This window comes from Bacteroides ihuae, from assembly GCF_900104585.1.
In the GTDB taxonomy this organism is placed as follows: Bacteria; Bacteroidota; Bacteroidia; order Bacteroidales; family Bacteroidaceae; genus Bacteroides; species Bacteroides ihuae.
Genome location: NZ_FNVX01000005.1, coordinates 1 through 21,477, shown reverse-complemented (window position 1 = coordinate 21,477; position 21,477 = coordinate 1). Strand labels below are relative to the sequence as shown.

Below are 21,477 nucleotides of genomic sequence, written 5' to 3'. Positions count from 1 at the left end.
TGCAACGTCCAATTTTGAGTTTAGCCTTTAATGCTGCTTCGTTTTTTTGGCTGAAAAGCTTGACTTTGGCAAGTAAATGTATTACTTTTGTAAGTGTAATCATAAAGTAGTTTGAGGTTAGACTACAGTAAACGGGGGAAGTTGTTGCTTCTCCCGTTTTTTATTTCTGCACGGTTCTTTTGGGACAAGTAAACCGTGCAGAATGGGTAAAAGAACGGTTCAGTTGAGCAATTTGCCGGCTTCTTTCGCTCCGGAAGACGGTTTCTTTTCATCAATATGCTTATTTGTTATCGGAATAACTCCTAATGAAAAGTATATTTCCTCTTGTTGTTGTCCTAATAACTCCTATATCTTTCTCAAGCCTACCACTCACGTTAATAATTAGTAAACATGCTCTTGACAAAAAGGAGTTCAATGAGGAATGTTTGTATGCAATTATCCTTGTAAAACAAGAAAGTCACGCACTCCCTGACTCTCTTTATTCAAGAATTGTCAGAAGTAAGTGCGTGACTTTATCACTTTACCTCAAAAAAGTATGTAGTATTGTTCTTATTGTATAGCAGCAATCAGTTCATCAGCCGAAACAAGAGTTTGTTCTCCCGTCTCCATATTTTTGAGCGTCACCTTGCCCTCATTCATTTCATTTTCGCCCACAATGGCAACAAACGGAATATTCTTTGCGTTAGCGTAACTCATCTGCTTTTTCATCTTCGACGAATCGGGAAATATCTCAGCTCTAATACCAGCCAAACGTGCTTGAGACAATATAGGTAGAGAATAAGCAGCTTCTTTATCACCGAAATTAACGAAGAGCAGTTGCGTACCATTAACGGCTTCTTTAGGATAGAGTTCTAGTTGGTTGAGCACATCAAAGATACGATCAGCTCCAAAAGAGATACCAACGCCCGACACTCCGGGCATACCAAACACACCTGTCAAGTTGTCATAGCGACCACCTCCGGTAATACTACCAATTTGTACATCAAGGGCTTTCACCTCAAAGATAGCTCCGGTATAGTAGTTCAGCCCGCGAGCCAACGTGAGATCAAGTTCTATGTGGTTAATCATATCATCCATAAACAGGTCCGGTGTATGAGGAGCTCTAAGAGTACCGAACATATGAAGGATAAATTCACTTTCCTCCACACCTTTCAATCCTACTTCGCTAGTAGCTAATACTTCCTTAAGAATTGACAGTTTCTCTGCATTAGTACCTTTGAGCAAAATAATGGGTTGCAACTTAGCTATAGCCTCATCACTAATCCCTTTCTCTGCCAATTCCTTATTTACATTCTCCAGTCCTATCTTGTCCAGTTTATCAATGGCTACAGTAATATCAACGATCTTATCCGCCTCACCGATAATCTCGGCAATACCGGTAAGAATCTTGCGATTGTTTATCTTTATACAAACCCGAATTCCAAAACGAGTAAACACGGTATCTACGATCTGCATCAGCTCCACTTCGTTGAGCAATGAGTCACTTCCTACTACATCGGCATCACATTGGTAGAATTCACGGTAACGTCCCCTCTGCGGACGATCGGCACGCCACACTGGTTGAATCTGATAGCGCTTAAAAGGAAAAGTTATTTCATCGCGATGCATCACCACGTAGCGAGCAAAAGGAACTGTTAAGTCATAGCGCAAACCTTTCTCACAAAATTTACTAGCCAATTTGGCAGCATCACGGCTCAAGAGTTCTTCATCAGATAGTTCTGAAAAGTAATTGCCCGAATTCTGAATCTTAAAAAGAAGTTTGTCGCCTTCGTCACCATACTTACCCATCAGGGTAGAAAGCATTTCCATCGAAGGGGTTTCTATTTGTTGAAAGCCATAAAGGTGATAGACATCACGAATGGTATTGAATATATAATTTCTTTTTGCCATTTCAACGGGTGAGAAGTCACGCGTTCCTTTTGGTATACTGGGTTTTGCTGCCATACTAATTTTACTTTTAATTGAGGTGCAAAGGTATAAATTAATCGTGAAAAATAGAAGAAAAGAACTATAAAGCAGAAGACGCACAGAATGCCCGAAAGCATTTGTGCGTCTTCTTTATCTTAACAAAGGAACATCAAAGAGTGTTTAGTCTCTTCTTCCCATAAATATCATAATGTAATAAACCAGTGTAGCCAATGAACCCAACGCAGCAACTACATACGTATAAGCAGCAGAGCGGAGAGCATCTTCGGCTTGTGAATGGTTGTAAGAATTGGTAATGCCTGAACCGCTTAACCATACTAATGCGCGTTTGCTGGCATCAATCTCAACCGGAAGAGTCACGAAGCTGAAGAGTGTGGTTATAGCAAACAGCACAATACCGGCAAGTAGCAGAGCCGGAAATGAGTTGATAAGCAGAATACCACCCAGCAACAACCAGCTCATCCACTGCGAAGCAAAAGTTACCACCGGTACTAACTTACTACGCATAGTCAGCGGTGCATAAGCACGAGCATGCTGAACAGCATGTCCGCATTCATGGGCAGCCACAGCAGCAGCCATAATGCTATTACCGTCATATACACCTTCACTCAGATTCACTGTCTTATTGGCAGGGTTATAATGATCGGTCAGAGAACCATTGGTACTTGTTACCTGAACATCATAAATACCACTATCTTGCAACATCTTTACTGCAACATCACGACCGGTCATGCCCGAAGGTAAAGGCATCTTTGAGTATTTCTTAAACTTGTTTTTCAAGTTCCACTGTACCAGAAAGCTAACCAGAGCAATCCCGATAAACAGTAACCACGAACCAGGTAACATCATATTCTTCTTTTCTTTTAGTTATTACTACAAACGATAGAGCAAATAGTTTGCCAAAAATAGGCAAAAAAAATAAGAGACTGGTTTAGTCTCTTATTTTTTAGTAAGAATTATTATATTATCACTCTTCTGTGTAACGCTCAACGGTTTGTTCTCTGTCTGGCCCTACCGAAACAAACTTAACCGACACGCCAAGTTGCTCTTCAAGAAAAGAAAGGTAAGCATTAAATTCCTCAGGGAATTCATCCTCACTATGCATCTTTGTCATGTCTGTTTGCCAACCGGAAAGTTCTACATAAACAGGTTCTACATTCTCATTGATATCATAAGGGAAGTAATTAATCTCTTCTCCATTTATCTGATAAGCCACGCAAGCCTTTATACTATCGAACATATCGAGCACATCACTTTTCATCATGATCAGCTTAGTAACCCCGTTTATCATGATAGAATATTTCAGTGCTACAAGATCAATCCATCCGCAACGGCGCTTACGTCCTGTTACCGAACCAAACTCATGTCCGAGTGTGCAAATCTCATCTCCTACTTTATCAAACAGTTCTGTAGGGAAAGGACCCGCTCCTACGCGCGTGCAATAAGCTTTAAAGATCCCGTACACTTCACCGATCTTATTTGGCGCAACTCCCAATCCGGTGCAAGCACCAGCACAGACTGTGTTAGATGAGGTTACAAAAGGATAAGAGCCAAAATCAATATCGAGCATAGTGCCCTGCGCACCTTCACATAGTACACTTTTACCCGCATTTAGCAGATTGTTTATTTCGTGCTCGCTATCAACAAATTGAAATTGCTTAAGATATTCAATTCCCTCAAACCAAGCTTTCTCCAGTTCAGTAAGATCATACTCATAATTCATGCTCTTCAATAGCTGTTCATGCTTTGCCTTTGCCGAAGAATACTTTTCTTCAAAGCCATGTAGAATATCTCCTACACGAACACCATTACGACTCACTTTATCCGTATACGTAGGGCCAATACCCTTACCGGTAGTACCTACTTTAGCAGCTCCTTTAGCAGCTTCATAAGCCAAATCAAGGATACGGTGAGTAGGAAGAATGAGATGCGCTTTCTTCGAAATATGAAGTCTGTCTTTCAGATTATGTCCAGATGCTTCAAGAGCCTCAGCTTCAGCTTTAAACAAAGCAGGGTCAAGCACTACGCCATTGCCTATAATATTCACTTTATCTCCCTGGAAGATTCCTGAAGGGATGGAACGAAGAATATACTTCTGACCTTCAAACTCAAGTGTATGACCAGCGTTTGGTCCACCTTGAAAACGTGCAACCACATCATACTTTGGAGTTAATACGTCGACAACTTTTCCTTTTCCTTCGTCGCCCCATTGCAAACCTAATAGAACATCTACTTTCATTTTTCTTTCTTATTATTATTACTTGTTTTTTTCTTTTTATTATTTGCCCGCACACATCTAGCACATAATCCATATATGTATAAAGAATAATGAGACAAGTGAAACCTATTTAACTTTGTATTTCCTATGGCAGTCTGCAACACATCACTTTTCAACTCAGCCACCTTACCACACTGAGTGCATATCAAATGATGATGCGTATCCCTATTATATGATTTTTCGTACTGAGAAGAATTGCCAAACTGATGCTTTATGACCAAGTGAGCATTGATTAGTAAAATGATAGTGTTATAAAGCGTTGCCCGACTAACGCGGAAGTTTTCCTGATTCATCATTTGTGAATACAGCGAATCTATATCGAAATGCCCATCTATAGAGTATATCGTATCGAGTATGGCATAGCGTTCGGGAGTCTTGCGATGCCCGTTCGCATTAAGATATTCTGTGAATATCTGCCTTACTGTATCCTTCACATTCTGAGTCTCCATAATAGGCGCACTATTTTTAACGCCAACAAAGTTAATCGTTTTTTATAGAAAGTAAATGATTAAAAGAAGTTTTTTAAATATTCCCAGCCACTTCACCGACCATATTATAGAGGAATTGTTCTCTTTCATTTTCAGAAGAAGCATAACCTTCAACCATACGGCAAACAAGAAATGCATGTTCTTCACTATGCTCCATAAACTTACGAATGGCCAATGCAGCAGCATTTCTAACAGTAAATTCGGCCGAAAGAACAACACAGATAGCCTGATCTAAAAACTCCTCAGTCACACGTTCGGTCATTTCTCCCTTTTGAACCAACAAGCGAGCAATAGTTAGAAAACCACAGACTTGTACATATTCACTTTCATCAGCAATCCAATGAAATGATTTAGCAGGAGCATAAGGCAAATATTGGAAAAGATTCATACTAGTCAATTCGGCAATCTCGACGTTGTGTATATCTTCGACCCATATATCGGCGATCTCAGGAAAGAAAGTATCTACCGGTTGCAGCAAGGCAGCCATTATTTTACACTCGCGGATATTCTCTTTCCACAAAGCCTGAGCCAACTTGTGGTCTTTCTCATATTTAGCCGCAATGGATTTAATGCGAGGCAATTCTACTCCGAAATTGAGCTTGTAGTTCACCCCTTTTTCACGCATACTCTGAGATACAGCTCCGTTCATAGATAGTCGAAGTTCTGTTTTTATATCTTTTAATTGTTCTGTTAGTTCCATATATTATTAATTGTTTATAGTAGGCAATGACGAATACTCTTTGCTATAACGCAACATTTGTTCGGCATAACCCTCATTATAAGATACTTTTACATCTGTTATTTCTCCATCTTTATCTGTTACCAATTCATACACAGGGTTTACAAACCCTTTATAAGGTGCCAGATTTAATTTCTTATAGCGTTCCAACACTTCTGCATGAAGCACTGGATCGACTTTCACCGCATAACCTTCTACCAAGCTTCGGGCTGCTTCAAAGTCTCCAGTCGATTTAATCCGTTGAATTTCAGCCAGTAGCTCGCCAAAAAGAATACGTAGCTTTTGATAGTCATTGACCACAACATACGTTTTCCCGTCTTTCTTCACTAATTCAACCACTTTATCCGGCATTCCTTGTTGAAATACCCAGCGAGCAATAAGTTGACGGTTGCGCATATGAGACTCTTCAACGCTATTACCTTTCTCTATGCGTACTAATTGCGTCATTAGACCATTCATCAGATAAGTATAATATTCAGCTTTGTACGCATCATCATTCGGGGTCAAGCCAAGCTCCTGCAGCTTATGGTCAGCGATATAATAAAGGCCAAAAAGATCAGCACGCGCTTCTTCGATAGTAGAACCATACGCCTTCAATGCGTCAGGATCAACACCCGGAAGCAACTTGCCCGAACCATGCCCAAGACATTCATGCAAGTCGGTATGTAAGTTCCCGGTCAAGTCAGCGTATTTATCTATCAACCCTTTCTCAACATCGCTATAAGCAAATTCTTCATTGAAGCCGTTTCCATGAGCGGCTTTATTGTATGCATCGGTAATGTTTCCTATTGTCACAGACTTAGAACCATGATGGTCACGAATCCAGTTAGAGTTAGGAAGATTAATACCAATAGCCGTAGCTGGGTAAAGATCACCAGCCAAGATTGCAGCAGTAATCACTTTAGCGGATACCCCTTTTACTTTTTCCTTTTTATATTGTTTATCTACCGGAGAATGATCTTCAAACCATTGAGCATTGCCGCTAATAATCTCTGTACGAAGAGTCGCCTCCATATCTTTGAAATTGACCAATGATTCCCAACTGGCTTTCATACCCAGCGGATCTCCGTAAGTTTCAGTAAATCCATTCACAAAATCAATGCGAGAATCCAAATCTTTAACCCAGAGTATGGAATACTCATCAAATGTCTTCAAATCACCAGTCTCATAATATTCAATTAACTTGGCAATAACCTCTTTTTGAGCGTTGTTCTCTGCTACGCTTTCAGCTTTCTTTAGCCAAAGAACTATTTTCTGGATTGCCTCACCGTAAAGACCATCCACTGTCCAAACTTTCTCTACTAATTTACCGTTTTCTTTTACCAAACGGCTATTTAAACCATAAGAAACAGGAGTTTCATTTGTAGAGTCTTTCATGCTATTATAGAATGCTTCAGCTTCTTGTTGAGTTACCCCATCATAATAGTTGCATGCCGAAGTAAGAATAAGATCTTGTCCATCCGCCTGATTCACCCGTTTAGGCATAATTGTAGAGTCGAAGATAATAGGAAAAATCTCATTGCATAGTTGAACTGGTGTTTGTCCGTTAAATAATGGAAGCTTAGCTGCATCCAGATTCAATATCTCATGCTTCAAAAATTCAGGCGTAAAGCCCGGAATAAACTTTTCGGAACCATAATGATGGTGAATGCCATTTGAGAACCATACTCGCTTCAGATAGACTTCCAGATTCAAGTAATCCGGATCAGTCTTGTCACCCTTATACTGTAGATATATCGCTTCAAGAGTACGACGAATGGTAAGATTATACTTGCCATTTTGGTCAAAAAGAATATCTCTACCTTCAAGTGCCGCCTGAGTAAGAAAATAAATGAGTTCCTTCTGTTTCAAAGATAAATCGTCGAACCCTGGCACACGATAACGTAGTATCTGTAAATCTGCAAATTGTTCCACTGTATAATTAATATTTTCTGTTTTGACAATTGTGTTTTTTACTCCACCACACGAAATAAAGATTGTGGTAGCAGCTAATAACAACATATATTTTTTCATAGAGTTCACCTAAAAGGTTATAAACACAAAAAAGGAAACACCTCAAAATGAATTTTGAGATATCTCCTTTTATAAAATTTTAAAGAAGTGCTGTTACTTGTTTTTATCTGCAAGTTTCTTACGATAGCCGTTAGGAGTTTCACCTACGTTTTTGTAAAAAGCTGCATAAAAAGACTGACGGTTAGCAAAACCAACCATTGCACTGATTTCCTCTACATTCTTGTCGGCATATCTCTTATCCGTCAACAAATGCATTGCATCCTTTACCCTATATTCATTCAGCAAGCAAGAGTAGTTCATTCCAAAACGAGAATTTACTACAGCCGAAAGATAGCGAGTGTTAGTCTGCAATTCTTTCGCCAAATCCTTTGCCGAATAGTCAGGATCTTTGTACTTTTTCTGTACTACAACGATATTCAAGATCCTGTCGTACAACTCATCTGCCAATTCAGGTCTGATTAAAGATCTGTAAGCAGCCTTTTTTTCTTTTTTCTCCCTTAAATTGTAAGGGCGTTTTTTAGGAGCTTCCTCCTGTTTTTTGTTTTCTAAATCACTCATTGAATTAACTGGTTAGGTTTGTTTCTAAATATACATCAATAATTAATGCATCTTTTGATGTCACAAATTTCATACAATTATTTTAGATACACAACTTTTTAGTATATATTTTTTGTTTAATAACAGTCAAAAAGCCTCAAAAAGGTAATTATAGGTCTTCCAATAAGAAACTTTAACTCTTAGAAGACTTTTACCATCATTTATTTAAAGCCATTGAAAATCATTCTTCGATTTGTCACATAATAAACGTAACTTTGTAAGCGAAATAATTAAGAGATTATGATCCAAACATTAAAGACTTTCTTTGGCTACGATAACTTCCGTCCTTTGCAAAAAGATATCATACAAAATCTAATGGATAAAAAAGATGCATTAGTACTTATGCCTACCGGAGGCGGTAAATCCATCTGTTATCAACTTCCGGCATTGTTATGCGAAGGCACAGCTATTGTTGTATCTCCACTTATTTCATTAATGAAAGATCAAGTTGAAGCTTTACGAGCCAACGGAATCCAAGCCGGAGCGCTAAACAGTAACAACGACGAGACTGAAAATGCCAATCTACGCCGTGCTTGCATTTTGGGAAAACTTAAATTATTATATATATCCCCGGAAAGACTTATGTCTGAAGTCGATTCACTATTTCAGGACATACAAATTTCTATTTTTGCCATTGATGAGGCCCATTGTATTTCACAATGGGGACATGATTTTCGCCCTGAATATGCTCAAATGGGAATACTACGCCAAAAGTTCCCTACTATACCAATCATAGCACTTACTGCAACTGCCGATAAAATTACACGCGAAGACATCATCAGACAATTGCACCTCAATAATCCACCTATTTTTATCTCTTCATTCGATCGACCCAATCTCAGCCTAACTGTAAAAAGAGGATACCAACAGAAAGAAAAAAGTAAAGCGATCTTAGAATTTATAAACAAACATCAGGGAGAAAATGGTATTATATATTGCATGAGTAGGAGCAAAACGGAGACTGTAGCTCAAATGTTACAAAAAAACGGTATCAATAGCGGAGTATATCATGCAGGACTTTCAGCTCAACAAAGAAATAATACTCAAAGCGACTTTATCAATGACCGTATCCAGGTAGTATGTGCTACAGTTGCATTCGGGATGGGAATAGACAAGTCGAACGTACGATGGGTAATGCACTACAATATGCCTAAAAGCATTGAAAGTTTTTACCAAGAAATTGGTCGGGCAGGACGAGATGGTCTTCCTGGAGATACCATCTTATTTTATTCAATAAGTGACCTGATATTACTCACCAAGTTTGCCAACGACAGCGGACAACAGGCCATTAACTTAGAGAAACTGCAGCGAATGCAACAATACGCCGAATCGGATATCTGTCGTAGAAGGATTCTTCTAAGCTATTTCGGTGAAACGATCGAGAAAGATTGTGGGAACTGCGATGTATGTAAAAATCCACCAGAGAGATTTGATGGAAGCATTATCGTTCAAAAGGCTTTAAGTGCCATTGCCCGCGCCGAACAACAGGTAGGCACAAAGATGCTAGTCGATATTTTGCGAGGCACCCCAACGCCTGAAGTAGTAGAAAAAGGATATAATCAACTGAAAACATTTGGCGCAGGAAGAGATGTGCCACCACGTGATTGGTACGACTATTTACTGCAAATGTTACAAATGGGTTATTTTGAAGTCCTTTACAACGAAAACAACCATTTGAAAGTAACCGAAGCAGGCAAGAATGTACTTTTTGGTCGTGAACGAGCAATGTTAGTCGTGATTCGAAGAGAAGAATTTGTTTCTTCCAGAAAAAGAGGAAAGACACCTATTATAAAAGAGTTACCACTTGACTTACCAGCCACAAAAGATAAAGATCTATTTGAAGCACTGCGCCTATTACGTAAGAAATTAGCCGATGAGCAAGCAATTCCAGCTTACATTGTACTATCCGACAAAGTTTTACACCTTTTAAGCATAGAGAAGCCAAGGAGTATAACCGATTTTGGAAACATCAGTGGCATTGGGGAATACAAAAAAGAAAGATATGGGAAATATTTTTTAAAAGTTATTAACGAGTACTGTCAGTAGATTAATTTGGCAACCTTATCGACATTGTTTCAGAGCATCACGCAAATCGGCTTGTGGAACACCTAATGCGATCGCTTTTTCGAAATCCAATCTTGCAAGATACTTCCTGTTTTGCAATAAGAAAAGCTCTCCTCTTAACAAGTAAGCATCAACAGAGGCAGGAGCCAAACGTATAGCTTCATCAGCATCTATAAGTGCCAAATCGGTCTGATTCATCTCTTTTTCGACACCTCCACGAGCCACATATAATGTAGCATCATTGGGATTCTCGGCAATCAGTTTTTCTATTATCTCAATAGCTTCGCGATATCTCCCCTCTCTTTGATTTAACGTGGCCAATCCTAGTCGTGCACTATAATTTACCGGATTCTCTTGCAGCAATTTATTATAATCTATGCGAGCAGCCTTATAATCTTTCCGTACAGAATAAATATAAGCTCTCATCAATAAAGCTTCTTTATTATTTTTATCTACATCAAGAATCTGGCAATAATCCACATATGCCCGATCGTTATCCCCCTGTTCCAAATATATCGAAGCACGATTCGATAAGATGGAAGATGCATTAGGAACCATATTCAAGGCATAGGTATATGATTCTATCGCATCATTAAATCGATGCATACGCCGCTGTATCGTCCCTAGATTAGAAAACAGAAGTGCATTATGAGGGTTTGCTGGTTCAAGCTTTAACGCTTTACGAAAAAAGATTTCGGCTTTTTCCAAACTATCTTTATTTACATATTCGAGAGCCTTTTCCGATAATTGCACATAAGTTTGTGCCACAATTGGAAGTGAAAGTAAAAATGCAATCAGCAAAAAAAGTACTTTTTTCATTTCTGTTAATCTAATGGATAAGCATCAAAAGCATACAACTCTGTAGAGAGATAGCGCTCCCCTGTATCAGGCAACAGAGCAACAATCATCTTTCCTTCAAATTCAGGTCGGGTAGCCAATTGTCTGGCGGCATAAACAGTAGCACCTGAAGAAATACCGACGAGTAGGCCTTCCATAGAAGCCAGTTCACGCCCGGCACGAATAGCATCTTCATCCTTTACAGGAAGCACTTCATTTACTATTGAAGCATCATAAATACGGGGGATAAAGTTTGCTCCAATTCCTTGTATACGATGAAGTCCCGATGCTCCTCCTTCCAAAACTGGTGAAGAAGCTGGTTCAACTGCTACAATATAAATATTAGGATTATGCTGTTTCAAAGATTGCGCTACACCACTGATAGTACCTCCGGTACCTACTCCTGCAACAAAAACGGCAACTTCTCCATCAGTATCTCGCCAAATTTCTTCGCCTGTAGTTCGTCGGTGTATTTCTACATTAGCAGGATTCTCAAATTGTTGCAGGATTACTGACCCAGGAATTGTTTCTTGCAAATCTAGTGCTTTCGCTATAGATCCTGCCATTCCCAATGTTCCATCAGTAAGAACGATTTGGGCACCAAGTGCTTTGAGCAGATTTCGTCTTTCAACGCTCATGGTTTCAGGCATTGTCAAGATCAATGAATAGCCCTTAATAGCAGAAACCAAAGCCAATCCCACTCCCGTATTACCACTTGTTGGTTCTATTATTGTAGCACTAGGCTTCAATAGACCCTTATTCTCAGCATCTTCTATCATCGATAACGCAACACGATCCTTTACGCTTCCTCCCGGATTGAAAGATTCCAATTTAGCGACAATATTTCTTTGAATATTATATTTCTTACAATAACGAGACAATTCCAACAAAGGAGTGCATCCGATTAATTCGGTAAGTTGTTTTGCTATTTTTGCCATACTACAACTATTTTATGAAGTGGGTACAAAGATAGAAAAAAACATTCAGGCACGATCATGATTTACAAACCATTCATATTATTCACAAATATGTGCATCATTTAAAATAAGTAAATGACCCCTATTTCCGTTGCTTATCGTTCGTCAAAACAATAACAGAATACGGCCCTACCGTATGCACTTCTTTTCCTTTAAGAATTGTCGACAAGAATCGGATACTTCCCTGAGACTTAATATCACTATTCTTAATTATAAGTATACTCGGACTATATTTATCATCCTGCAAACTATCAGAAGTTGCAATCTCTACATTATGTTTTAAAAACACATCCATATTATCTGCGCGCTTTAACCCAAAGGCAGTATACTTATAGATATGCCTCTCATCTCCTACCTTCTTTGCCACAGCACACAAATCGGCATAACCTAATTCTGGATTGAGAGATGGCAAAGCCCAAGCAGCAACAAAGACGGAAATAAAAATACCAGTAGCCAACGCAATTATACTTTGCTCTATTTTCCTCTTGCCGTATAAGAGGAACAGCGCACTCCATGCAGAGAGACTCAATAAACCGATAGCAACATATAAAATAGGATTATTAAGATCAAAATGAACAAAAGAATCAGGAAACAAGGGTAGTAAAAAAGCTAAAGAAAGACAAACAGTGGGTAAAGCCACAGATAGCGCCAGCCAGCGATTCCATGTTAGTCGTTGCATAATTAAGATTGTCAAGTAAACAAGAAAAGGGAAAATTGGTGTGAGATATACTGCAAGCTTAGAACTAATACAAGACAATAAGATAAAAGAAACAACTATAATCACCATAAACAAACGCTCCAAATCGGTTTTTATAATTCCCTTTTTAAATGCAGAAAGTATTACTCCTGCAATAAGCAAAGACCATGGCGCCAATGAATACCAGAAAGAGACAAAATAATAATAGAAGGGTTCCTTATGGTGAAAGGAGTTTACCGAACGACCTATTGTTTGATTTAATAATAGATTACTAAGATAACCTATGCCGTCTTCTATATAAACACCTGTAAACCATATTAAACATCCAGCTAATAATACACTCCAAGTTTTCCAGCCCCAATATAAGGCTACTGTTTTTATACGCTTTTTCTGATAGAGGAAAATGATTGTAGACAATAACGGGATTAAGAGTCCAATAGGGCCCTTTGAAAACAGAGCCATAAAAATATAAAAAGGGAATAGAAAGGTATCCAATTTGTTATTGGCTCCAGTATATATTTTATAAAAAGTGCATAATGAAAGAGTAATAAACATACACATTAGCATATCCATTCGCAGAGTAACTGAAAGGCCTAGGAATAATCCGGTACTCATCAGCATAAATTTAGCCGTAAAACGTCCTAAATCATTAATCTCCTTAGCAACCCATTTATCCATAATATGAATGACTACAAATGCAGGAATTAAGGAAGCCAAAGAAAGAAACCACATATAATGACTTCCTAATAACCATTTTCCAAACATTATTATCCAAAAATATAAAGGAGGTTTGTCTGCGTAAGCTATCCCATGGTTGGTAAATGTGAATAGATCACCATGGCTCATTGCTTCATCGGCTATGCTCAAATAGCGCAGCTCATTAGCAGGAGTAAAATCACGTAAGAGGATTACAGGTAACAGAGCCAATAGCACGCCTAGAAAAAAGTAAGGACTCCGCAGAATGAATTTCATACTTTCAATTTCAAATTAAAGAAGACTATATTTCTATTTTCAATCAATATCGCGAGCAAATAGCATTCATCTTCATCCACTATAAATTGGTTGATAGCTTGTAAATGAAATAGATATTTTTGCCTGCTAATCATTATAAATTATAATACTAAAGAGACAAAAATAGGATTTAATTTTGTAGAAATATTGAATTTTCACAAAACAGAGATAAAACAAAGCGAGGAAACAAAAAAACCTCTTTTCAAACAATATTTTGCTTGAAAAGAGGTTATATCAATTAACTCTTTACGCTCTAGGCTTTTTTCAAGTAATCAACAATCCATTTTCCCACTTCAGATGTTTTACAAGATTTTTCACCTTCTACTTGAATATCCTGAGTACGAATATTAGCATCCATAGAAGCATCTACAGCTCTACGAATCAATGCAGCCTCTTCTTTCAGATTGAAAGCATAGTCAAACATCATAGCAGCGGAAAGAATAGTAGCCAACGGATTAGCTATATCTTGTCCGGCAGCTTGTGGCCATGAACCATGAATAGGTTCAAATACCGAAGTATATGTACCAATAGAAGCCGAAGGAAGTAAACCCATCGAACCAGTAATAACAGATCCTTCATCAGTCAATATATCACCGAACATGTTTTCTGTTACCATTACATCAAATGATGTAGGCCACTGAATCATACGCATCGCTGCATTATCCACAAACATAAATTCAGTCTCTACTTCAGGATATTTAGGGGCGATTTCTTTAGAGATTTCACGCCACAAACGTGATGTAGCTAAAACATTTGCCTTATCAACAATCGTAAGTTTCTTACGTCGTTTCATTGCATACTCATAAGCCAATGTTACAATACGTTCTATTTCTTCACGACTATAAATGCAAGTATCGTAAGCCACATTTCCGTCTTCTGAGCGTCCTTGTGGGCGACCGAAATACATTCCTCCGGTTAACTCACGAATACACATAAAGTCGGCTCCTCTCACTAAATCGGCACGCAATGGTGATTTATGAATCAACGATTCGAAGGTTGTTACCGGACGAATGTTAGCATACAGGCCAAGTTTCTTACGCATAGCCAACAATCCCTGCTCAGGGCGAACTTTAGCTGAAGGATCATTATCAAATTTAGGATCACCTACCGCACCAAAGAGTACAGCATCACTCTTCATGCAAAGCTCGTGCGTCTCATCAGGATAAGGATTGCCTACTTTATCAATGGCATCAGCACCACAAATAGCATATTCATAATGAAGTTCGTGGCCAAATTTTTCACAAACAGCTTTGGTTGCATCCAAAGCAACGCTTATAATCTCGGGACCAATTCCGTCTCCAGGGAGAACGGCAAGATTCAATTTCATAAATTAAGTAATTATAGTAGTTCCAGCCTACTGATTAATATTCTTCAATTATATTGAGCATTTTAATGGTAGCTTTGATTGCAGCTTCCGTCTGGTCAGCATCAAGCCCTCTGGTGCGAAACACTTTATCATTAAAGCTCCACGTGATAACTGTCTGCACGAAAGCATCTGTACGTCCTCCGGGGGGAATGTTTACAACATAATTCGTAAGCATCGGAAACTTGCGTCCCAGCGTTACTTTATAGATCTTACGTAAAGCACGTACAAATGCATCATATTGACCATCACCCGAAGAACTTTCTTCGTACGTTTTTCCGTCGAGTTCAAGACTCAGTGTCGCCATTGGTTTCAAACCATGAGCCAAGGTTAAAAAGTAAGCTTTCAGTTTCACCTTCATATTAACACCTTCATGCTTTAATACATCGGATATAATATAAGGCAAATCTTCCCGTGTCACTAGTTCTTTTTTGTCACCTAGCTCAATGATACGTTCGGTAACTCTCCTCATCGATTCTTCATCAAGCTCAAGTCCAAGACTTTCCAGATTCTTACGAATATTTGCTTTACCCGAAGTCTTGCCTAATGCATACTCGCGCACACGTCCAAAACGCTCAGGAAGTAAATCATTACAATAAAGATTGCTTTTATTATCACCATCAGCATGCACACCCGCCACTTGCGTAAAAACATTCTCGCCTACAATCGGTTTATTCGTCGGTATGATTACACCTGAATATGATTCCACAACACGGCTCACATCATTCAATCGACTTTCGTCTATGTTGGTTACAGCATTAAAATGATCTTTCAGAATGGCTTGAACACTAGCCAAAGGAGCATTACCAGCTCGTTCTCCCAGACCATTAATAGTAGTATGTAGTCCACGAGCACCACTAAGTACAGCAGCCAAGACATTACTCACAGCCAAATCATAATCATTGTGAGCATGAAAATCGAAATGAGTGCCCGGATACCGCTTCAGCATTTTACGCATAAACTCGATGACTTGCAACGGATTAAGCACTCCCAACGTATCAGGGAGCATAAATCGTTTGATCGCTGTATTCTTCAGTGCATCAACCAATTGGAATACGTATTCGGGAGAATCTTTCATGCCATTGCTCCAATCTTCCAAGTACACATTCACATTAACACCTTGTTCAGCAGCATACTTTACTACTTCTAGAATTTTCTCAATATGTTCTTCAGGTGTTTTTTTCAGTTGAAAACGACAATGCTTCAACGAACCTTTGCAAAGCAAGTTTATCACTCTACATCCGGCTCGTTTTATCCAGTCTACTGACGTATGTCCATCTACAAAACCCAGGACTTCAACTTTTTGCAGCAGATTACGGCGACCTGCCCAGTCGCAAATCATCTTAACAGCATCAAACTCCCCATCTGACACGCGAGCTGATGCAACTTCAACCCTGTCTACCTTCAGTTCTTCGAGTAGAAGACGGGCAATCATTAGTTTTTCATGAGGCACAAAAGAGACTCCGCTGGTTTGTTCACCGTCGCGGAGTGTTGTGTCCATGATTTCTATCTTTACTTGTTTTCCCATGCTTCAATCTTATCCTTATTGGACAACAAGAAGTCTATGTCATCCAAACCATTCTCAAGGCAAAGCTTCTTATAAGAATTGATATCAAAGTATTCACTAGCACCTGTGGCTTTATTCGTTATAGTTTGAGCAGGAAGATTCACTTCTACTTCCATCTTTGGATCATTTTGGATAGACTCAAAGAGTCCGGCAAGAAAAGCATCGCTCACCACTACCGGCAGCACAAAATTATTCAACGCATTATTTCTGAAGATATCAGCAAAGAAACTTGATACCACAATGCGAAAGCCATATCCGGCAATAGCCCATGCAGCATGTTCCCGGCTCGATCCGGAACCAAAGTTCTTCCCGCCAACAAGAATTTCACCGCTATATATAGGGTTATTCAAGACAAAGGAGTCTATTTTATTATCTTGTTTGTCATATCTCCAATCTCGAAATAAATTATCTCCAAAACCTTCTTTCGTTGTTGCTTTCAAAAAGCGGGCAGGAATAATCTGGTCTGTATCCACATTCTCTAAAGGAAGAGGAACGCATGTGGAAGTGGTTATATTGAATTTTTCTTTCATTTCTTTTATCTTTTTATCGGTGAGAAAATAGTCATTTATTACAGTAACTTACGAGGGTCGGTAATTACTCCTGTTACAGCAGCAGCTGCAGCAACTAGCGGACTAGCCAATAAAGTACGTGCCCCAGGGCCTTGACGACCTTCAAAGTTACGGTTTGATGTTGACACGGCATATTTACCAGCTGGCACTTTATCATCATTCATAGCTAAACAAGCTGAACAACCCGGCTGACGCAATGCAAAACCTGCTTCTTCAAAAATTTTATCCAGTCCCTCTCTGCGTATCTGTTTGTCTACTTCCCAAGATCCGGGAACCAACCATGCAATAACGTCAGCAGCTTTCTTTTTACCTTTCACTAAAGAAGCAAATACACGGAAATCTTCAATACGCCCATTTGTGCATGAACCAAGAAATACATAATCTATTTTCTTTCCTAACAATGATTGTCCGGCTTCCAAACCCATATAGTCAAGCGATTTGGCGTACGAGATACGTCCGGCTTCAGGAATACTCTCCATTACAGGGATATTCTCACTGATTCCCATTCCCATACCTGGATTTGTTCCGTAGGTAATCATTGGCTCAATGTCTTCTGCATGAAAAAGAACATCTTTATCAAACACCGCATCTGCATCACTTTTCAGAGTCTTCCAATATGCTACTGCTTTATCCCACTCCTCACCTTTAGGTGCATATTCACGGTTACGAAGATATTCGATGGCTGCATCATCCGGAGCAATTATTCCTCCACGAGCTCCCATTTCAATACTCAAGTTGCAAAGCGTCAAACGACCTTCCATACTCAAGCTATAAATCGCTTCACCAGCATATTCTACAAAATATCCTGTAGCACCGCCGGTAGTGACCTTAGAAATTATATAAAGAGCTACATCCTTAGCCGTTACCCCCTCATTCAACTTTCCTTCCACGGAAATGCGCATTGTTTTTGGCTTGGATTGCAAGATACATTGTGAAGAAAGTACCATCTCAACTTCACTCGTTCCAATTCCAAAAGCAACTGTTCCAAGAGCACCATGTGTAGATGTATGCGAATCTCCACAAACAATCGTCATACCAGGCAATGTAAGACCTCTTTCTGGGCCTACCACATGTATAATTCCATTCTTAGGATTCATCATTCCAAAATGAGTCAATCCAAAGTCTTTTGCATTTTTAGTCAATGTATCCACTTGAGTTTTAGAGATCGCATCCTCGATAGGTTTATCCTGATCATGCGTTGGAGTATTATGATCAGGCATGCAATAGACTTTCTCAGGGCGGAAAACGTCAATACCTCTGGCACGTAATCCCGCAAATGCTTGCGGACTAGTCACCTCATGACAATAAAGTCTGTCAATATAAAGTTGGGTAGGACCATCTTCAACTGTTGTTACAACATGAGAGTCCCAGATTTTATCAAACAATGTATTCATATCAATCTAATTACTTTTAATCTTTATTTGCGAATTTATTAATACAATCAATATAAGCTTCTACAGATGCTGCAACGATATCCGTGTTTGCACCGAAACCATAATATACTTGTCCGTCATATTCCACTTGCATGTGTACTTTACCTACATCATCGCTACCTCTACTAATAGCCTGAATAGTAAATTCTTTCAGTATCATTTTACGGTCAATAATCTTTTTTAATGCCTTTATAGCAGCATCTACAGGGCCATTTCCGCTCGCAGTACCTTCAAACTTTTCACCCGATACATTTAAGCCAATGCTAGCAACCGCTCTTACACCTACTCCACTGGTCACCTGTAAATGTTCAAGTTTAATGCGATGATTCAAAGTCCGTTCAGCACCCGCAAGTACCAAAATATCATCGTCATGAATATCTTTCTTTCGGTCGGCTAATTTAAGAAATTCCTCATATACCTTGTCTAATTTCTCTTGAGTAAGTTCCACACCTAACGAAGAAAAACGATGTTTCAAGGCAGCACGTCCGCTACGGGCAGTAAGTACGATCGAATTATCATCAATACCCACATCCTTCGGATTGATAATTTCATAAGTTTCCATATTCTTCAGTACACCATCCTGATGTATTCCTGATGAATGAGCAAACGCATTTCTTCCCACAATAGCCTTGTTAGCTTGTACCGGCATATTCATTAAACTAGATACCATCCGGCTGATAGGATATATTTTCTGCGTATTAATATTCGTATCAATTTGAATATCGTGGTGACTCTTAAGAATCATTGTTATTTCCTCCAAGGCAGTGTTTCCGGCGCGTTCACCAATACCATTTATCGTAACTTCCACCTGGCGTGCCCCATTTAGCACTCCACTAATCGTATTAGCAGTTGCCATACCCAGATCATTATGGCAATGTGTCGATATGATAGCTCTGTCTATTCCATCTACATGATCTACCAAATATTTTATTTTCGCTCCATACTCAGAAGGTAAACAGTAACCCGTAGTATCAGGAATATTAACGACTGTAGCACCGGCTTTAATCACCGCCTCAATTACTCGCGCTAAGTACTCATTATCAGTACGACCGGCATCCTCTGCATAAAACTCTACATCATCCACAAACCTCCGAGCATATTTTACTGCTGCCACGGCACGTTCTATAATTTCTTCTCGATTAGAGTTGAATTTATACTTAATATGAGAATCCGAAGTACCAATACCTGTATGTATACGTTTACGTTTTGCATATTTCAGTGATTCCACTGCCACATCAATATCTTTTTCTACAGCACGAGTCAGTGCACATATTGTTGGCCAAGTCACTGCCTTCGATATTTCAATTACAGAATTAAAATCACCGGGACTGGAGATAGGAAAACCAGCTTCAATAACATCTACTCCCAATGCTTCCAATGCCTTTGCCACCTGAATTTTCTCAATGGTATTCAATTGGCAGCCTGGAACCTGTTCGCCATCGCGAAGTGTAGTATCAAAAATAAATAATCTGTCACTCATTTCTTCTTATTTTTAGTATTATTAGTCCATAAAAAAAGCCTTTCACACAAGGAAGTGAGAAAGGCTTTCGAATATTGTTAATTACATACACATTCACGCACAGTACTCACTTCCGCTAAACTTTGCCAGCAGAATAATAATACCACACAGTAGAATATGTATAAATGCTTGATTCATTTTCAATTCATTATTTATTTCACGTCACAAAGGTAGAAATTATTTCATATATTCCAAATGAAACAACACATTTTCACTCTTAAAAACATCATTTTATAAGATTAGCACCCCGTAAAAAGTAAATATATAACAAATAAAAGGTATTTCATCAATCTCCTTCTTTACGATATTGAGATTTTCCTACAGTAAATTAAGGATTGCGAGCCCAAGTCTTGAGCCTTTGAAAGAATTACTGATTATGAGAACAAAAGAACTCGCTGGAACTACATTTATCCGATTGTTAAAGTCGAGAAAGAGAATGGGAAATGGCTAATGACTGAAATAACATTAAAAGACGGTGAATAAGGGAACGGGCCATAGCTATAACACAAAAGCCCCCGTAGATATTTCTATCCACGGGGGCTTTCTTCAAAACGGCGACTACCTACTCTCCCACTGTTACGCAGTACCATCGGCGTGATCAGGCTTAACTTCTCTGTTCGGAATGGGAAGAGGTGGAACCCTGATGCTATAGTCACCTAAATAAGGTTGACATGATGCTAACAAAAAGCAGTTATAGTAATAACTAAACGGATATATAAACCATACTTCGACAAAAGAAAGTGTACGGGCAATTAGTACCGCTCGGCTGTGGTATCTCTACCTGTACACCTGCGGCCTATCAACGTCATCGTCTTTAACGACCCTAAGAAATCTAATCTTGTGGCTGGCTTCGTACTTAGATGCTTTCAGCACTTATCCAATCCCGACTTAGCTACCCAGCGATGCACCTGGCGGCACAACTGGTAAACCAGAGGTCAGTCCAACACGGTCCTCTCGTACTAGTGTCAGAGCCACGCAAATTTCATACGCCCACGATAGATAGAGACCGAACTGTCTCACGACGTTCTGAACCCAGCTCGCGTGCCACTTTAATGGGCGAACAGCCCAACCCTTGGGACCTTCTCCAGCCCCAGGATGTGACGAGCCGACATCGAGGTGCCAAACCCCTCCGTCGATATGAGCTCTTGGGAGGGATCAGCCTGTTATCCCCGGAGTACCTTTTATCCTTTGAGCGATGTCCTTTCCATACAGAAACACCGGATCACTATGCTCTAGTTTCCTACCTGATCGACTTGTCGGTCTCCCAGTCAAGCACCCTTATGCCATTACACTCTGCGGACGGTTACCAATCGTCCTGAGGGTACCTTTAGAAGCCTCCGTTACACTTTTGGAGGCGACCACCCCAGTCAAACTACCCACCAAACAATGTCCCCGCATA

Annotated in this window: 16 protein-coding genes and 2 rRNA genes; 1 reads left to right on the top strand and 17 read right to left on the bottom strand. The window is 39.4% G+C overall.

All coding sequences use genetic code 11. From position 1 onward, the window contains the following. Positions 1-549 precede the first annotated feature (549 nt). The 7 genes from hisS to BQ5338_RS05820 form a co-directional block, all read right to left on the bottom strand. Complete coding sequence (gene hisS / locus BQ5338_RS05850) at positions 550-1,944, bottom strand: histidine--tRNA ligase (RefSeq protein ID WP_071145922.1); 1,395 nt, start codon at positions 1,942-1,944, stop codon at positions 550-552. Positions 1,945-2,088: 144 nt separating this feature from the next. After that, positions 2,089-2,775 (bottom strand): zinc metallopeptidase, encoded by a 687-nt coding sequence (locus BQ5338_RS05845; protein ID WP_071145921.1) that lies wholly within the window; start codon positions 2,773-2,775, stop codon positions 2,089-2,091. A 118-nt stretch (positions 2,776-2,893) separates the two neighbouring features. Beyond that, a complete protein-coding gene (locus BQ5338_RS05840) occupies positions 2,894-4,165 on the bottom strand; it encodes an adenylosuccinate synthase (protein WP_071145920.1) in 1,272 nt (423 codons plus the stop codon). Then, positions 4,162-4,653, bottom strand: a complete 492-nt coding sequence (locus BQ5338_RS05835) for a Fur family transcriptional regulator (RefSeq protein WP_071145919.1) — start codon at positions 4,651-4,653, stop codon at positions 4,162-4,164. Before BQ5338_RS05835 ends, BQ5338_RS05840 begins: the two co-directional genes overlap by 4 nt. 73 nt (positions 4,654-4,726) lie before the next feature. Continuing rightward, positions 4,727-5,392 carry a DNA alkylation repair protein gene (locus tag BQ5338_RS05830; protein ID WP_071145918.1) on the bottom strand — a complete coding sequence of 222 codons (666 nt, stop codon included), beginning with the start codon at positions 5,390-5,392 and terminating at the stop codon, positions 4,727-4,729. Between the two features lie 6 nt (positions 5,393-5,398). Then, positions 5,399-7,444, bottom strand: coding sequence for a dipeptidyl-peptidase 3 family protein (locus tag BQ5338_RS05825; protein ID WP_071145917.1), 2,046 nt, complete (start codon positions 7,442-7,444; stop codon positions 5,399-5,401). A gap of 93 nt (positions 7,445-7,537) precedes the next feature. After that, positions 7,538-8,002 (bottom strand): helix-turn-helix domain-containing protein, encoded by a 465-nt coding sequence (locus tag BQ5338_RS05820; RefSeq protein WP_071145916.1) that lies wholly within the window; start codon positions 8,000-8,002, stop codon positions 7,538-7,540. A 279-nt stretch (positions 8,003-8,281) separates the two neighbouring features. Here BQ5338_RS05820 and recQ point away from each other — a divergent pair, with 279 nt between their 5' ends. Beyond that, positions 8,282-10,087 (top strand): DNA helicase RecQ, encoded by a 1,806-nt coding sequence (gene recQ, locus BQ5338_RS05815; RefSeq protein WP_071145915.1) that lies wholly within the window; start codon positions 8,282-8,284, stop codon positions 10,085-10,087. Positions 10,088-10,102: 15 nt separating this feature from the next. Here recQ and BQ5338_RS05810 read toward each other — a convergent pair whose 3' ends face one another. The 10 genes from BQ5338_RS05810 to BQ5338_RS05765 form a co-directional block, all read right to left on the bottom strand. Continuing rightward, on the bottom strand, positions 10,103-10,924 hold the full coding sequence (locus BQ5338_RS05810) for a tetratricopeptide repeat protein (RefSeq protein WP_071145914.1): 822 nt from the start codon (positions 10,922-10,924) through the stop codon (positions 10,103-10,105). 5 nt (positions 10,925-10,929) lie between these two features. Then, positions 10,930-11,880, bottom strand: a complete 951-nt coding sequence (gene cysK / locus BQ5338_RS05805) for a cysteine synthase A (protein WP_071145913.1) — start codon at positions 11,878-11,880, stop codon at positions 10,930-10,932. A gap of 121 nt (positions 11,881-12,001) precedes the next feature. Next, the gene (locus tag BQ5338_RS05800) at positions 12,002-13,588 is read right to left on the bottom strand and encodes an ArnT family glycosyltransferase (RefSeq protein WP_139265197.1); all 1,587 of its coding nucleotides are present in this window, start codon (positions 13,586-13,588) and stop codon (positions 12,002-12,004) included. Positions 13,589-13,880: 292 nt separating this feature from the next. Then, positions 13,881-14,954, bottom strand: a complete 1,074-nt coding sequence (gene leuB / locus BQ5338_RS05795) for a 3-isopropylmalate dehydrogenase (RefSeq protein WP_071145912.1) — start codon at positions 14,952-14,954, stop codon at positions 13,881-13,883. 34 nt (positions 14,955-14,988) lie between these two features. Continuing rightward, on the bottom strand, positions 14,989-16,518 hold the full coding sequence (locus tag BQ5338_RS05790) for an alpha-isopropylmalate synthase regulatory domain-containing protein (protein ID WP_071145911.1): 1,530 nt from the start codon (positions 16,516-16,518) through the stop codon (positions 14,989-14,991). Beyond that, positions 16,503-17,087: a 3-isopropylmalate dehydratase small subunit gene (gene leuD / locus BQ5338_RS05785; RefSeq protein ID WP_071145910.1), complete on the bottom strand. Its 585-nt coding sequence runs from the start codon at positions 17,085-17,087 to the stop codon at positions 16,503-16,505. Before leuD ends, BQ5338_RS05790 begins: the two co-directional genes overlap by 16 nt. Positions 17,088-17,125: 38 nt before the next feature. Continuing rightward, complete coding sequence (gene leuC, locus BQ5338_RS05780; protein WP_071145909.1) at positions 17,126-18,520, bottom strand: 3-isopropylmalate dehydratase large subunit; 1,395 nt, start codon at positions 18,518-18,520, stop codon at positions 17,126-17,128. Positions 18,521-18,536: 16 nt separating this feature from the next. After that, entirely contained in the window at positions 18,537-20,039 is a 1,503-nt protein-coding gene (locus BQ5338_RS05775; RefSeq protein WP_071145908.1) for a 2-isopropylmalate synthase, read from the bottom strand. Between the two features lie 588 nt (positions 20,040-20,627). Beyond that, positions 20,628-20,738, bottom strand: a 5S ribosomal RNA gene (gene rrf, locus BQ5338_RS05770). Between the two features lie 72 nt (positions 20,739-20,810). Then, positions 20,811-21,477, bottom strand: a 23S ribosomal RNA gene (locus BQ5338_RS05765); the annotation flags it as partial.